General features: G+C 68.1%; 10 protein-coding genes. 2 read left to right on the top strand and 8 right to left on the bottom strand.

Going from position 1 to position 14,140, the window contains the following annotated elements; translation table 11 throughout:
- From ACT53Q_RS08420 to ACT53Q_RS08455, 8 genes are all read right to left on the bottom strand, one after another.
- A complete protein-coding gene (locus tag ACT53Q_RS08420; protein ID WP_476186208.1) occupies positions 1 to 1,224 on the bottom strand; it encodes a glycosyltransferase in 1,224 nt (407 codons plus the stop codon).
- A complete protein-coding gene (locus ACT53Q_RS08425) occupies positions 1,203 to 2,153 on the bottom strand; it encodes an NAD-dependent epimerase/dehydratase family protein (RefSeq protein ID WP_476186209.1) in 951 nt (316 codons plus the stop codon). Before ACT53Q_RS08425 ends, ACT53Q_RS08420 begins: the two co-directional genes overlap by 22 nt.
- 10 nt (positions 2,154 to 2,163) lie before the next feature.
- Entirely contained in the window at positions 2,164 to 3,042 is an 879-nt protein-coding gene (locus ACT53Q_RS08430) for an MBL fold metallo-hydrolase (protein WP_476186210.1), read from the bottom strand.
- 11 nt (positions 3,043 to 3,053) lie between these two features.
- Entirely contained in the window at positions 3,054 to 4,055 is a 1,002-nt protein-coding gene (locus tag ACT53Q_RS08435; protein ID WP_476186211.1) for a 3-oxoacyl-ACP synthase III family protein, read from the bottom strand.
- A gap of 129 nt (positions 4,056 to 4,184) precedes the next feature.
- Complete coding sequence (locus ACT53Q_RS08440) at positions 4,185 to 5,342, bottom strand: isovaleryl-CoA dehydrogenase (protein WP_476186212.1); 1,158 nt, start codon at positions 5,340 to 5,342, stop codon at positions 4,185 to 4,187.
- Between the two features lie 140 nt (positions 5,343 to 5,482).
- Entirely contained in the window at positions 5,483 to 6,583 is a 1,101-nt protein-coding gene (locus ACT53Q_RS08445) for a Glu/Leu/Phe/Val dehydrogenase dimerization domain-containing protein (RefSeq protein ID WP_476186213.1), read from the bottom strand.
- A gap of 261 nt (positions 6,584 to 6,844) precedes the next feature.
- Positions 6,845 to 8,116, bottom strand: coding sequence for a 2OG-Fe(II) oxygenase (locus ACT53Q_RS08450; protein WP_476186214.1), 1,272 nt, complete (start codon positions 8,114 to 8,116; stop codon positions 6,845 to 6,847).
- A complete protein-coding gene (locus ACT53Q_RS08455) occupies positions 8,113 to 9,666 on the bottom strand; it encodes a phospholipase D family protein (RefSeq protein WP_476186351.1) in 1,554 nt (517 codons plus the stop codon). The genes ACT53Q_RS08450 and ACT53Q_RS08455 overlap by 4 nt, the downstream gene beginning before the upstream one ends.
- 166 nt (positions 9,667 to 9,832) lie before the next feature.
- Between ACT53Q_RS08455 and ACT53Q_RS08460 the strand changes: the two genes are divergently transcribed.
- Positions 9,833 to 13,432: a methylmalonyl-CoA mutase family protein gene (locus ACT53Q_RS08460; protein WP_476186215.1), complete on the top strand. Its 3,600-nt coding sequence runs from the start codon at positions 9,833 to 9,835 to the stop codon at positions 13,430 to 13,432.
- Positions 13,432 to 14,112: a DEAD/DEAH box helicase family protein gene (locus ACT53Q_RS08465; RefSeq protein WP_476186216.1), complete on the top strand. Its 681-nt coding sequence runs from the start codon at positions 13,432 to 13,434 to the stop codon at positions 14,110 to 14,112. The genes ACT53Q_RS08460 and ACT53Q_RS08465 overlap by 1 nt, the downstream gene beginning before the upstream one ends.
- The last annotated feature ends 28 nt before the right edge of the window (positions 14,113 to 14,140 follow it).

A 14,140-nucleotide genomic window follows, 5' to 3' on the forward strand; every position in this document is an offset into this window, starting at 1 on the left:
TCACGGCAGTTCCTCGAAGCGATCGTTCGCGAGCACCCGATAGCGATGCGAACGCCAGCGGATGCGGCGATCGAGCAGCGCGTGCAGCAGGTGCAGCGGCAGCAGCAGCGCGATCAGCAGCGACAGCGCGGGCTCGGCCTTCGTCGTCGTGCCCGCGCAGGCGCGCTGCAGCGCGCGTCGCCCGAGCTCGTGTGTGGCGGCGCCGACGACGAGCGCGACGGCGCCCGCCCACGTCGGTGCGCAGGCGAACGCGACGAACGCCGCCAGCGGCAGCAGCGACGGCAGGCCCTGGCCGAAGAGGATGCGCAATTGCTGCGACATCGGCTGGGACTGCATCAACAGGTGCGCGAACAGCATCCAGCGATGCATCTGCCGCGTGTAGGCCGCGAGATCGGGCAGTGCGGTGCGCATCCACACCGGTTCGCGGCACTGCGCGATGCGGCCGCCGGCGGCGAGCACGGCCTGCGCCATCGCCAGATCGTCGGTGAGATGGCGCAGTCGCGGCGCGAAGCCGCCGATCGCGTCCAGCGCGTCGCGACGCATCGCCCAGCACATGCCGTTGATCGTGGGCGAACGGTCGCCGAGGCGCGCCGGCAGGTAGGTGATCGGCGCGTGGTCGTTGACGAAGCGCGCCAGCAGACGTGATCCGCGTCCCGGTGCCGGCAGGTAGGCGGGCAGTGCGGTCGCGATCGCGGGCGCATCGCAGGTGGCGGCGCTGCGCACCAGTGCGGCGAGCAGCGCGTCGAGCGTCGCCGCCGGCAGCCGCGCATCATCGTCGAGCACGAGCACGATGCCACCGGCGCATTCGACGAGCGCGCGATCGAGCTTGAACAGCTTCGGATTGAGGCCGGCGGGGCAGGGCGGATGCAGCGTGACCCGCACGCGCGCCGCATGCGCGGCCTCGCGCGCCAGCACGCCGCGCACGATGCCCGCGGCGGCAGGATCGTCCTCGTCGATCAGCCAGTGCAGCGTCGCGCCGCGCGCACCCAGCGTGCGCAGGCTCGCGCCGAGCGCTTCGCCGAGCGTGGGATCGCCGCTGCGGATCGGTTGCAGCACGTCGACCTGCGCGAAGCGATCGGGCACATCGTCGCGCGAGGGCAACGCACGATCGCCGCGGAGCGAATGCCACGCCAAGGCCTGCCGCAGCGCTTCGACCAGCGGCCAGGCCACGCACAGCGCGGTGGCGACGAGCGCGGCCGGCGTCACGGCTGCGTCCTCTGCCACGCGACGAAGTCGTCCACGCCCTGCGCCAGCGTGCGCGACGGTGGGCCCAGCACCGCGACGGCCTTCGCGATGTCGAAGGTCTTGCCGAAGGCCAGCACGTCGACGCCGAAGCGCGTCACCGGTGGCTCGCCGCGCAGCGGCAGGACGGTCCACGCGAGTTCGGCCGCGTGCGCCGCGATTCGCGCGGCGCGATACGGCACGACGCGCGTCGGCGGCGGCAGGTCGAGGCGGCGGAACACCTCGGCGAGGAAGTCCTGCATCACCACCGGTTCGCCCTGGCTGAGGTTGAACGCACCGATCGCCTCGGGCCGCTGCGCCGCGCGCAGCATGTAGTCGACCAGCGCGTCGACGCCGATGAGATCGCCGACTGCGGGCGTATCGCCGCGCACGATGATCGGCAACTTGCCGCGCTTCGCCGCGGCGAGCAGGCGCGGGAACAGCACGGTGTCGCCGGGCCCGAACACCGCGCGCGGGCGCAGGATCGTCCACGCGCCCTCGTAGTCGCGCACCAGCGTCTCGCCGGCGGCCTTGGTCTCGGCGTAGGTGTTGGCGAAGCGCGGGCCGATCGGATCGTCCTCGCGGATGCCGAACTGGTCGCGCGGCTGGTAGTGCACGGAACTCGACGAGATGTAGACGAGCTTCGGCCGGCCATGCGCGCGGCACCAGTCGACGACGTGGCGGGTCGCGTCGACGTTGTGGCGCAGGTACTCGCGGCGCGGCGCGAACGGCGACGACAGCGCCGCGGCGTGGATGACGACATCGGGGGTGAAATCGAGGTCGAACGGCTTCGACAGGTCGATCGCGCGGTAGTCCGCATCGGACAACGTGCGGCGACCGACGCCGAGCAGCTCCAGTCCGGGCGTGCCGCGGAAGCGCTGCATGAAGCGGCCGCCGATGAAGCCCGAGGCGCCGGTGAGCAGCAGTTTCATGGCCGGCCCTTCATGGCGTGCCCCGCATCGCGGCGGGCAGTCGTGCGTAACTGGCTTCGCAGTGCGACGGCAGGAGACAGTGACTGTCGTCGCCGTGATCGAGCACTGCCTGCAGCTTCGCCAGCGTCGCGTGCTGCAGTGTCCAGTCGTCGCTGAGCGAGCGAGTCGCGGCCGATGGCGCATGCGCATGCCGCGCGTCGTCGATGCGCCACGTCGCATCGCCGGCGAGCAGGACTTCGCGGTCGTCCTCGTGGCGCAGCAGCAGGCCGAAGTGGCCGCGCGCGTGGCCCGGCAGCGGCACTGCGCGCAGGCTGCCGTCGCCGAGCAGGTCGAGGCCGTCGCCCAGCGCCTGCCAGCCGGTCGGCAGCGGAATGCGCGGCAGCGTGTCGATGGCGACGTGGCGGCGGTCGAAGTCGTCCGGCAGCAGCGCCTGCAGCGTCGCCTTGCGCAGGCGCGCGATGCGTCCGGTCGTGCGCGCGAAGCGCAGCGCCGCGTCGCCGCACCAGAGGCGGGCGCGCGGCAGATCGCGCAATCCGGCGATGTGGTCGGCATGCAGGTGCGACGCGAACACGCCGGCGATTTCGTGCGCGGCGAGGCCGTGGCGCGCGAGCTGCGGCAGCAGGCATTCCTCCGGCGGCAGCGTCACCGGCGTCGCCCAGCGATACAGGCGTTCGGGGAAGGCATCGGTGGCGCGCAGGAAGTGCTCGGCGTAACCGGTGTCGAACAGCAGTGCGCCGGCGTCGGGATGGCGGATCAGGCCGACCAGCGCGGGAAAGGTCGCGCTGCGCAGACCACCCCCGCGCAGCGCGAGGCATTCGGGATGCGTGCAGTGGCCGACGCGCAGCACGGTCAGCGACGTGCGCGGGAAGGCGGTGTTCGACGATGGCACCGTCGCCACCGTCACAGCCGCAGCACCGCGCCGCCTAGGGTGACGCCGGCCGCGGTGCCGATCAGCAGCGCGGTGTCGCCCGGCTTCAATCGGCCACCGGCGAGCGCATGGTGCAGCGCCGTCGGCAGCGAGGCCGAGACCTGGTTGCCATGCGTCGCGAACAGATCCTCGATGCGATCGCGCGGCAACCCGAGGCGCTTGAACACGTGCTCCATGCCCAGGCGCGATGCCTGGTGCGGGATCACGCGGTCGATCGTCGCAAGATCGCGTCCCGCATCGGCGAGCAGGCCGTCGACGAAGCCCTCGAAATGCTCGGCCGCGATGCGGTACAGCCGCTTGCCGTCCATGCGGAACGTGCAGACGTCGCGATAGTCGCCGTCGTGGCGCGAGGGCGGCAGCCGCGAACCGCCGCCGGGAATCTCGCAGGCGTGCGCGCCTTCGGACCAGGTCTCGAAGCGTGCGGCGAGCAGCGCCGGGCCGCTGTTCGCATCGCCCGCTTCGAGTATCGCCGCTGCTGCACCGTCGCCGAACAGGCCGAAGGTGTCGAGGTCGCGCGGATCGAGCGCGCGCGAGGCGAGGTCGCAGGACACCAGAAGCACGCGGCGATGGCGTCCGGTCGCGAACAGCGACGCGATCACGTCGAGCCCCATCAGGAACCCGATGCAGCTTGCGTTGATGTCGAAGGCGGCTGCGCCGCGCAGCCCGAGTTCGCGATGCAGCAGTGCGGCGTTGCAGGGCATGGCCTGATCGTGGCTGGCATTGGCGCAGACGACGGCATCGAGCGCGTCGATCGTCAGGCCCGCGGCGTCGAGGGCGACGCGCGCGGCCTCGGCGGAGACCTGCGCGGCGTTGCGATCCGGTTCCACGCCGCGGCGACGTACGCCGGTGCGGGCTTCCACGGTGCCGGGTGCGAGGCCGAGCCGCGCGTCGAGCGCCGTGCTGTCCAGCCACGATGCCGGCGTCGAAAGACCGGTGCCGAGAAGACGCAGCGGGCGGGGCAGTGGGGACGGCATGACGGGACGCGATGGAGACTGCGTGCACTGTAGCGTGCGGGGCGCCGGATGTCCGGCGCGCGATGCGTCATGGTGCGCCGGTCGCGCGCGACGCGACCGGCGGTCGCATCGGCCGCGACCGCGAAAGCCTCAGAAATTGCCGTTGAACAGCTCGCGGCCGATCAGCATGCGCCGGATCTCGTTCGTGCCGGCGCCGATTGCGTAGAGCTTGGCGTCGCGCAGCAGGCGGCCGGTCGGGTATTCGTTGATGTAGCCGTTGCCGCCGAGCGTCTGGATCGCCTCCAGCGTGACCTGCACCGCGGCCTCGGAGGCGTGCAGTAGGCAGCTGGCGGCGTCGATGCGCGACTTGTAGCCGGCGTCGTAGTCGCGTGCCACCTGGTAGGCGAAGGCGCGGCTGGACTGCAGTGCGGTGTACATGTCGGCGATCTTCGCCTGCATGATCCCGAACGTGCCGATGGCCTGGCCGAACTGGCGGCGGTCGCGGACGTAGGGCAGGGCGACGTCGAGCGCGGCCTGCATCAGCCCGATCGGGCCGCCGGTCAGCACGAGACGCTCGGTGTTCAGGCCGCTCATCAGCACCTTCACGCCGTTGTTGACCTCGCCGAGCACGTTCTCCGCGGGGATCTCGCAGTGCTCGAACACCAGTTCGCAGGTGTTGCTGCCGCGCATGCCCAGCTTGTCGAGCTTCTGCGCGGTGCGGAAGCCCTTCATGCCCTTTTCCACGATGAACGCGGTCATGCACTTGGAGCCCAGCTCGCGGCTGGCGGTACGCATGTAGACCACCAGCACGTCGGCCTCGGGGCCGTTGGTGATCCACATCTTGTTGCCGTTGGCGATCCACGTGTCGCCCTTCAGCTCGGCGCGGCAGCTCATCGAGCCGACCACGTCGGAGCCGGCGCCGGGCTCGCTCATCGCCAGCGCGCCCTTCCACTCGCCGCTGCACAGCTTCGGCAGGTACTTGCGGCGCTGGGCGTCGTTGCCGTTGGCGTACAGGTTGTTGACGCAGAGGTTGGAGTGCGCGCCGTAGCTCAGGCCGACCGAGCCGGACGCGCGGGAGATTTCCTCCATCGCGACCAGGTGCGCCAGGTAGCCCATCTCGCTGCCGCCGAACTCCGCCGGCACGGTGATGCCCAGCAGGCCGAGTTCGCCGAGCTTCGGCCACAGGTCCTGCGGGAACGTGTTCTCTTCGTCGATCTGCGCGGCACGCGGCGCGATCTCGCTTTCGGCGAAACGACGCACCGCCTCGCGGAGCGCATCCAGTTCTTCATCCAGGGGAAACGGACGCATCGGCACAACCTTGTCGACGAAGTGAGGAAAAACCCGGTAGAGCGGCCTGACCAGCCATTCGGCTGTTGAATACCAGGCCGCTGTCGCGTGCCCTGCACGGCATGAGCGGCCTGAAGGCCGCTCTACCGGAAAGGCGCGATCTAATGACCGCGCATGCGCCCGAGGAAACGCGGGGCGGCGCGGCCCATCGGGAGCTTCAGCTTGCCGATCGCGGCGATGCGCTCCTCGGCGAGGCGGTCGGCGGCGCGGTAGGTCGGGATGCCATCGCGGTCCGAGATCTCGTAGATGCGCGCGAGGTTGTGGTAGATCGTGCGCATCATGCGCATCGCGCGTTCGCGGTTGTAGCCGTCGATCTCCAGCGACACGTTCATCACGCCGCCGGCGTTCACGGCGTAGTCCGGCGCATAGACGATGCCGCGCTTCATCACTTCGTCGCCGATCGCGTTGTTGGCGAGCTGGTTATTCGCGGCGCCGCAGATGATCTTGGCCTTCAGGCGCGGCAGCGTGTGTTCGTTGATGGTGCCGCCCAGCGCGCACGGCGAGTAGACGTCGGCCGGGACGTCGTAGATCTCGTCCGGAGCCACGGCCTCGACGCCGTATTCCTCGACCGCGTGCGCGATCAGGTCCTTGTTGATGTCGGTGACGAAGATCTTCGCGCCGCGCTCCTTGAGCAGCTTCACGAACTCCATGCCGACGTGGCCGAGGCCCTGCACCGCGTAGCTGTGGCGACCGACTTCCTCGTCGCCGTACTTCTTGTTGAGTGTGGCCATCAGGCCCTGCAGCGTGCCGTAGGCAGTGAACGGCGAGGGATCGCCCGAACCGCCATGGACCTGGTGCACGCCGGTGACGAATTCGGTCTCGCGGTAGACGTATTCCATGTCGTTGACGTCGATGCCGACGTCCTCGGCGGTGATGTAGCGGCCGCCCAGCGAATCGACGAACTTGCCGAACGCGCGGAACAGCGCTTCGGACTTGTCCTTCGACGGATCGCCGATGATCACCGCCTTGCCGCCGCCGATGTTGAGGCCGGCCACCGCGTTCTTGTAGGTCATGCCGCGCGAGAGGCGGAGCACGTCGTTCAGCGCGTCCTGCTCGGTCTTGTACGGCCACATGCGCAGGCCGCCAAGGGCGGGGCCGAGCACGGTGTTGTGGATCGCGATGATGGCCTTCAGGCCGGCGTCCTTGTTGTGGCAGAACACGACCTGCTCATGGCCGTTGTTTTCGATGTGTTCGAAGATCATCGGAAGCTCCCTTGCGCCGGTGGCCGGGCTCGAAGATACGGCTCGGTACGTTGCAAGTCGTTGAATTGATGGAAGTCAGCGTCGTGTTCATGCGGCAGGGGGTGGCCGCAGGCGCGCAAGTGTAATGCAACCGCACCATCCGGTCGTGTGGCGCTGCGGCATCGGTCTTTCGGCACGTGCAAACGCGCGTCATCCGGTCATGCGAAATGCGCGGAAACGTCGTCGGCGGACGTGTTCAGCAGGCCTGTTCAGCCGTCATGTTCAGCAGACGCGATAGCGACCCTGGCGGATCCACAGCGTCGCCAGCCATTTCTCGCCTGTTTCCACCGGCGTGCCGGCATGCAGCGAATCCGGATCGGGCGAGCCGTCGGCATGCAGGTTGTCGAACACCACCGCGCGACCTGGAAACGGTTCCACGCGCAGGCCCGGCACCGGGAATTCGGTGGCGCCGCCGGCTTCGACCGCGTTGAGATAGACGATCACCGTGCGCGTGCGGTTGCCGGCATGCGGACGGTCCATCTGGATCGTGCCCGGCGGCAGGTAATCGCGATGCGGGCGGTACTGCTGGCCCGGCTCGTAGCGCAGCACGGTGAGCTGTTCGGCGTTGGGCAGATCGATGCCCGCGGCCGCCGCCATGCGCAATTGCGCGAGGCGCAGCGCGCTGTTCTCCAGCAGCGGATCGAAGCAGGTTTCGCTGCTGGTGCGCAGTTGCAGCGTGTGCGGCACGCCGGTGATCGGATCGGCGGTCTGCGATGCATGCAGGTGCGGCTGTGCGCTGGCGATGTACAGCCGGCATTCGTCGGCGGAAAAGAAGCGGTCGATCACCGACACGCGCGGCAAGGCGCTCAGCGGCTGCGCCGGCGGCGGATGCAGCGCATCTTCCAGCGCGAGCTGGCGTGGCGCGCCGCTCGCGGGTTCCGGCGGCGGCAGCATAAAAGCGGGCAGGCGACGCAGACCGTTCGCTTCGAGCTGCGTCCACAGGTCCGCGGCGGCGGCGGGATCGGCTTCGCAGCCTTCGCCGTGCGCCAGGCGTTCCGCGAACAGCGCCGCAGCGACTGCGCTGCCGCGGGCGGCGGCGCGCTGCAGCAGTTGCAGGCACAGTGCCTGGTCCTCGGGATGCGCCTTGCGTCCGAAGTGGATCGCCGCGGTCAGCAGCGCCGGCGGGAAATCCGCCTGCACCGCGCGCAGGATGCGTTCGTTGATGCGCCCGTCGCGCGGCAGCACGGCACCGCCGATCGCGATGTTCGCCAGCAGTTCGCTCGCGGCCGGATGTCCGGCCTGCTCGGCGCGCTGGAGCCATTGTGCCGCGGCCTCCGGCGCCGGCGCGCCGGCCATGCCGTAGAGGCGCATCCGCGCGTATTCGAGCTGCGCGTGCGGGTGCCCGGCCTCGGCCGCGCGCAGCAGCCACGCCTGCGCCTCGGGCATGCGCTGGGCGTCGATCAGCGCCATCGCGAGTCGCAGCGCGTCGTCGGGTCCGCCCGATTCGGCGGCGCGTTGCAGGGTGTCGAGGGAAGCGATGGCAGCGACGTTCACAATTGCGACTCCACGGGAAGCCAGGACACGACGCGCGCGAGGACGCGCTGCGTCGTCGTCGTGTCCGGCGGGACATCGATGATCTGCGGCGGACGATGCGTGCGGTCCACCCAGCGGGTTTCGCCGTCCGCGCCGAGCGTGACCCGATAGCTCAGCTCCGGCCCGGACAGGCGCAGGTATTCCTGGCGCAGCGCGCGCGCCAGTCCGGCGTCCTCGAACAGCACGCCCATCTCGGTGTTGAGGTAGGCCGAGCGCGCATCGAGGTTGAACGAGCCGATGAACCCGCGCGCGTCGTCGACGACGTAGGCCTTGGTGTGCAGGCTGGCGCCGCTGCTGCCGAACAGGCTGCTCTCCGGCGTGCCCTGCGCGCGGATCTCGTACACGTGCACGCCGCCGCGCAGCAGCGCTTCGCGGTAGTTGCGGTAGCCGCCGTACACCGCGGGCACGTCGTTGGCCGCCAGCGAATTGGTGATCACGCCGATCGACTTGCCGGTGCGCGCCAGTTCCGTCAGCGCGGCGGCGCCGTCGTCGCCGGGCACGAAGTAGGGCGAGATCAGCAGCGCCTGCTGCTTCGCGCCGGCGATGTCGCGGGCGATGCGATCCACCAGCCAGCCGCCGGTGGCGTCGTCGCGCCCCTTCAGCGGCGGATCGGCCTGCAGGTGGATGCCGGCGCTCCAGAACGGCACCAGCTGCTGGCGCGCGTAATCCTGCACGCGCGCCGAGCTGTCCAGCCGGCGCAGGTAGCGCTTCGCGTCGGGGCCGGCGGCTTCGGTCTCGATCTCCTGCGCCAGGCTGTCGAAGCCGGCCTTCGGCGCGTCGGCCAGCGCCGACAGCGGCACCACCGCGGGGCTGTTCCAGTAGCGATCGAAGATCGCGCTCGTTTCCTGCACGGCCGGACCGAACAGCACCATGTCGAGGTCGCGGAAGTTCACGTCCTCGCCGGCGCCGAAATACTCCACGCCGATGTTGCGCCCGCCCACCACCGCCACGCGGTTGTCGGCGATCCACGCCTTGTTGTGCATGCGGTGGTTCACGCTGAAGAAGCGCTGCGCCAGCTCGACCACGCGCGCCAGCCCGGTGCGGTTGCGGAACGGGTTGTAGAGCCGGATCTCGATGTTGGGATGGCCGTCGAGCAGCAGCAGCTTCGAGTCCATGCCCTTCGCGTTCATGTCGTCGAGCAGCATGCGCACGCGCACGCCGCGCTCGGCCGCGCGCCAGACCTCGCGCGCCAGCAGCCGGCCGGCGAGGTCGTCGTGCCAGATGTAGTACTGCAGGTCGAGGCTGCGCCCGGCGCGCTGTGCCGACAGCGCGCGGGCGGCGAAGGCGTCCACGCCGTCGTTCACCAGCAGCGCCCCGGTCTGGCCTGGATGGGCCGCCAGCAGCGGGGTCAGTTCGCGATCGAGCGCGGTCGCCTCCGCCTGAGGCGGCAGCGCAGCGGACGGCTTGCCGGTGGCGGGCGGGGTCAGGTGGTCGGCCAGCAGCAGCCCGCTGAACGCCAGCGCCGCCAGCGAGAAGGCGCCCCAGCCGAGGATCCGCAGCGCCCGCCGCATCGTCATCGCCGCCATCCGCCACCTCGCGCCCGAACCGTGCGCGGGAGTATCCACGCCGCCGCCGGCCGCCGGCAAGGCGACCCCGGCGCAGCGGGACCGTCGGCACGGGGCCGACCCGGACCGGCACGCTAGAATGGGCATCATTCGATTCCAGCACGGAGCGCGCATGAGCACGCCAGTCGCCCACACCGCCGAAGGGCACGTCCCCGCCTCCCGCACCGAAGCCGCACCGCTGCGCTTCGTCACCGCGGCCAGCCTGTTCGACGGCCACGACGCCGCGATCAACATCATGCGCCGGCTGATCCAGGCGCAGGGCGCCGAGGTCATCCACCTCGGCCACAACCGCAGCGTCGAGGACGTCGTCCGCGCCGCGCTGCAGGAAGACGCCGACGCCATCGCGCTGTCCAGCTACCAGGGTGGCCACGTCGAATACTTCAAGTACATGGTCGACATGCTGAAGGAGCGCGGCGCCGGCCACATCAAGGTCTTCGGCGGCGGCGGCGGCACCATCACGCCGGAGGAGATCCGCGAACTCCAGGCCTACGGCGTGGAGCGCATCTACCACCCGAACGACGGCATGCACATGGGCCTGGTCGCGATGATCGAGGACGTGGTGCGCCGCGCCGGCGCGGCCCGCCTGCCGGTCGAGAAGCCGCATCGCGTCGGCTTCGACGACGAGATCGAGATCGGCCGCATGCTGTCGGCGATCGAGGAAAGCGCCCTCGACGAATCCGAACTCGCCCACCTGCGCAAGGAATGGCAGCTCGCCGGTGGCAAGACGCCGGTCGTCGGCATCACCGGCACCGGCGGCGCCGGCAAGTCGTCGGTCACCGATGAACTGCTCAATCGCTTCCTCGCCAACTTTCCGGAAATGCGCATCGCCGTGATCTCGGTCGACCCCACCCGCCGCCGCACCGGCGGCGCGCTGCTGGGCGACCGCATCCGCATGAACTCGCTGCGGTCGAAGCGCGTGTTCATGCGCTCGATGGCGACCCGCCGCCAGCACATGGCGACGAACGTCGTGCTGAAGGACTGCATCGGCTTCCTCAAGTCGCTGGGCTACGACCTCGTCATCGTCGAGACCGCCGGCATCGGCCAGAGCGATTCGGAGATCGTCGACCTCGTCGACTTCCCGATGTACGTCATGACCAGCGACTTCGGCGCGCCCAGCCAGCTCGAGAAGATCGACATGCTCGACTTCGCCGAACTGGTCGTGCTGAACAAGTTCGACAAGCGCGGTGCCGAGGATGCCCTGCGCGACGTGCGCAAGCAGTGGAAGCGCAACCGCGTCGCCTTCAACGTCGCCGACGAGGACGTGCCGGTCTACCCGACCATCGCCAGCCAGTTCAACGACCCCGGCATCAGCTGGATGTTCGCGAACCTGTGCCGGCTGCTGCGCGAGAAGCTGCATCTTGAACCCTCCCCTTCAAGGGGAGGGCAGGGTGGGGATGGGGTTGCGTCCCGCTGCGACTGGCATCCGCAAGTCGACACCGCCCTCAAGGAGCCCCGCGCCACCGTCCTCATCCCCGGCCAGCGCGTGCGCTACCTCGCCGAGATCGCCGAACAGGGTCGCGGCATCAACCGCCGCATCGAATCGCAGGCCGAGATCGCCGACCGCGCGCAGGCGTACTGGCAGTCGCTGGAAAGCCTCGGCGACCCGGCGCTGCCGAAGATGCTGGAGCTGTACGCCCCCGATGCTCTGCTTCCCTCTCCCCCCGGGAGAGGGACCGAGGGAGAGGGTACGGCGGCCGGTGACGCATCCGCTGCGCCGAACCCTCTCCCCAACCCCTCTCCCGAGGGGAGAGGGGCTCAAGCCGTCGACCGCACCCTCCTCACCCTCCGTCAGCGCTACAACGACGCCGTCCAGTCGCTCGACAGCGAAGCGCTCAAGCTGCTGCGCGAATGGCCCGCGCGCCTGAAGTCCATCGTCGAGGAGGTCAACGAATACCAGGTCCGCGACAAGACCATCCGCGTCGAGAACTACCGCGAATCCCTCTCGCACCAGAAGATCCCGAAGATCGCCGCGCCCACCTACAAGAGCTGGGGCGAACTGCTGACCTTCCTGCAGAAGGAAAACCTGCCCGGCTACTACCCGTACACCGGCGGCGTGTACCCGTACCGCCGCACCGGCGAAGACCCGATCCGCATGTTCGCGGGCGAGGGCACGCCCGAGCGCACCAACCGCCGCTTCCACTACCTCAGCGTCGGCCAGCCGGCCGCGCGGCTGTCCACCGCGTTCGACAGCGTGACGCTGTACGGCGAAGACCCGGCGCCGCGCCCCGACATCTACGGCAAGATCGGCAACTCCGGCGTCAACATCGCCACGCTGGACGACATGAAGAAGCTGTACTCCGGCTTCGACCTCTGCGCTCCCAGCACCTCGGTGTCGATGACCATCAACGGCCCGGCGCCGATCATCCTCGCGATGTTCATGAACACCGCGATCGACCAGCAGGTCGAGAAATACCTGCGTGCGGATCAATCGCGCTGGGACGCCGCGCACGCGAAGATCGAGGCGATGTTCGACGGTCGCCAGCGCCCCGAATATGGCGGCCTGCTGCCCGAGACCAACGACGGCCTCGGCCTCGGCCTGCTGGGCGTGACCGGCGACCAGATCGTCGACGCCGAGACCTACGCCAACATCAAGGCGCAGACGCTGTCGACCGTGCGCGGCACGGTGCAGGCCGACATCCTCAAGGAAGACCAGGCCCAGAACACCTGCATCTTCAGCACCGAATTCGCGATGCGGATGATGGGCGACATCCAGCAGTACTTCGTCGAGAAGAACGTCCGCAACTTCTACTCGGTGTCGATCAGCGGCTACCACATCGCCGAAGCCGGCGCGAACCCGATCAGCCAGCTCGCCTTCACCCTGTCGAACGGCTTCACCATCGTCGAGTACTACCTCGCCCGCGGCATGAAGATCGACGACTTCGCGCCCAACCTGTCATTCTTCTTCAGCAACGGCATGGACCCGGAATACACCGTCATCGGCCGCGTCGCCCGCCGCATCTGGGCACGCGCCATGCGCGAACGCTACGGCGCCAGCGCCCGCAGCCAGATGATGAAGTACCACATCCAGACCAGCGGCCGCAGCCTGCACGCGCAGGAGATCCAGTTCAACGACATCCGCACCACGCTGCAGGCCCTGTACGCGCTGTTCGACAACTGCAACAGCCTGCACACCAACGCCTACGACGAAGCCATCACCACGCCGACCGAAGAGAGCGTGCGCCGCGCCGTGGCCATCCAGATGATCATCAACAAGGAACTGGGCCTCAACTTCTGCGAGAACCCCTGGCAGGGCAGCTTCATCGTCGACAAGCTCACCGACCTCGTCGAGGAAGCCGTCTACAAGGAGTTCGAAGCCATCAGCGAACGCGGCGGCGTGCTCGGCGCCATGGACACCATGTACCAGCGCGGCAAGATCCAGGAAGAGTCGCTGTACTACGAACACAAGAAGCACGACGGCAGCCTGCCCCTGATCGGCGTCAACACCTTCCTGCCCAAGGACCACGGCGGCGACATCGTCACCGAGATCGAACTGATCCGCAGCACCGAGGCGGAGAAGGGGCAGCAGATCGCGAATGTGGCGGGGTATCAGGCCCTGCGCAACACGCAGGAAGGACTGGGCTACCTGCAGAAGACCGCCCGGGATCGCGCCAATGTGTTCGCGGCGCTGATGGAAGCTGTCAAATCTTACAGTCTGGGGCAGATCTCACATGCGCTCTATGATGTGGGTGGAGAGTACCGGAGGAATATGTAGTGATATCTCATGACTGTCTGAATCCCGCTGAGTCTATTTTCAAGAAGAGTGTAATTGCATTTGCAGGTCTTCCGAGCTCTGGCAAGTCATCTACAGCGAAGGCCCTAGGTGTGCTCACGGGCTCGGAGACTTTTCTTGAGCCAGAGGAATCGGTTTGGCCGGACTTGGTTCGCCAGCGAAATGAAGTCGGATTTTTTACGGCTCTAACGTGGTTTCGATCGGCCCGAATACCTCATTTGTATGCGGCCAATAGTATTAGAGCTTCAGGAAAGTGCGCAATTGTTGATAGTTATTACGATGTGTTGGCCGCAGATTATCTTGGTCATCCTGCTTTTCATTGGCTCATCGATCCACAAGACCCCTATTTTTCTGTGGCAGATTTAATGGCGAGAAATGATTGGGTGCTCTTGCCAAAAGCGGATGTCATTGTTTTCTTGAGCATGGACGAGTCCACGTGGGTTGAATTCATGAGGCGTCGCGACCGAAATTTTGATCGCTCTGCAGGTTTGAATCATTTTTTTGACATGCAGGGAAAAATATTGAGTGCATGCAGGCGAGCAGTGGAGGAGCATGGTGGGAAAATCATTGTTGTCGAGCAACGCGCATCAGCTCCAGAGGAAACGGCTGAGCGAGTCTTGAAATCTATCTTGGCCAGCTTTGAAGTGACTTTTGATGCATAGCTCGGTTGCTCTAACTCTTTCGCGGGGT

This window comes from Lysobacter sp. DMC97, from assembly GCF_056313745.1.

Bases quoted from the DNA above. Each gene is read 5' to 3' on its own strand.
- ACT53Q_RS08425 (WP_476186209.1), bottom strand. From the start codon at position 2,153: ATGAAACTGCTGCTCACCGGCGCCTCGGGCTTCATCGGCGGCCGCTTC.
- ACT53Q_RS08435 (WP_476186211.1), bottom strand. From the start codon at position 4,055: ATGCCGTCCCCACTGCCCCGCCCGCTGCGTCTTCTCGGCACCGGTCTT.
- ACT53Q_RS08440 (WP_476186212.1), bottom strand. From the start codon at position 5,342: ATGCGTCCGTTTCCCCTGGATGAAGAACTGGATGCGCTCCGCGAGGCG.
- ACT53Q_RS08445 (WP_476186213.1), bottom strand. From the start codon at position 6,583: ATGATCTTCGAACACATCGAAAACAACGGCCATGAGCAGGTCGTGTTC.
- ACT53Q_RS08455 (WP_476186351.1), bottom strand. From the start codon at position 9,666: ATGCGGCGGGCGCTGCGGATCCTCGGCTGGGGCGCCTTCTCGCTGGCG.
- ACT53Q_RS08460 (WP_476186215.1), top strand. From the start codon at position 9,833: ATGAGCACGCCAGTCGCCCACACCGCCGAAGGGCACGTCCCCGCCTCC.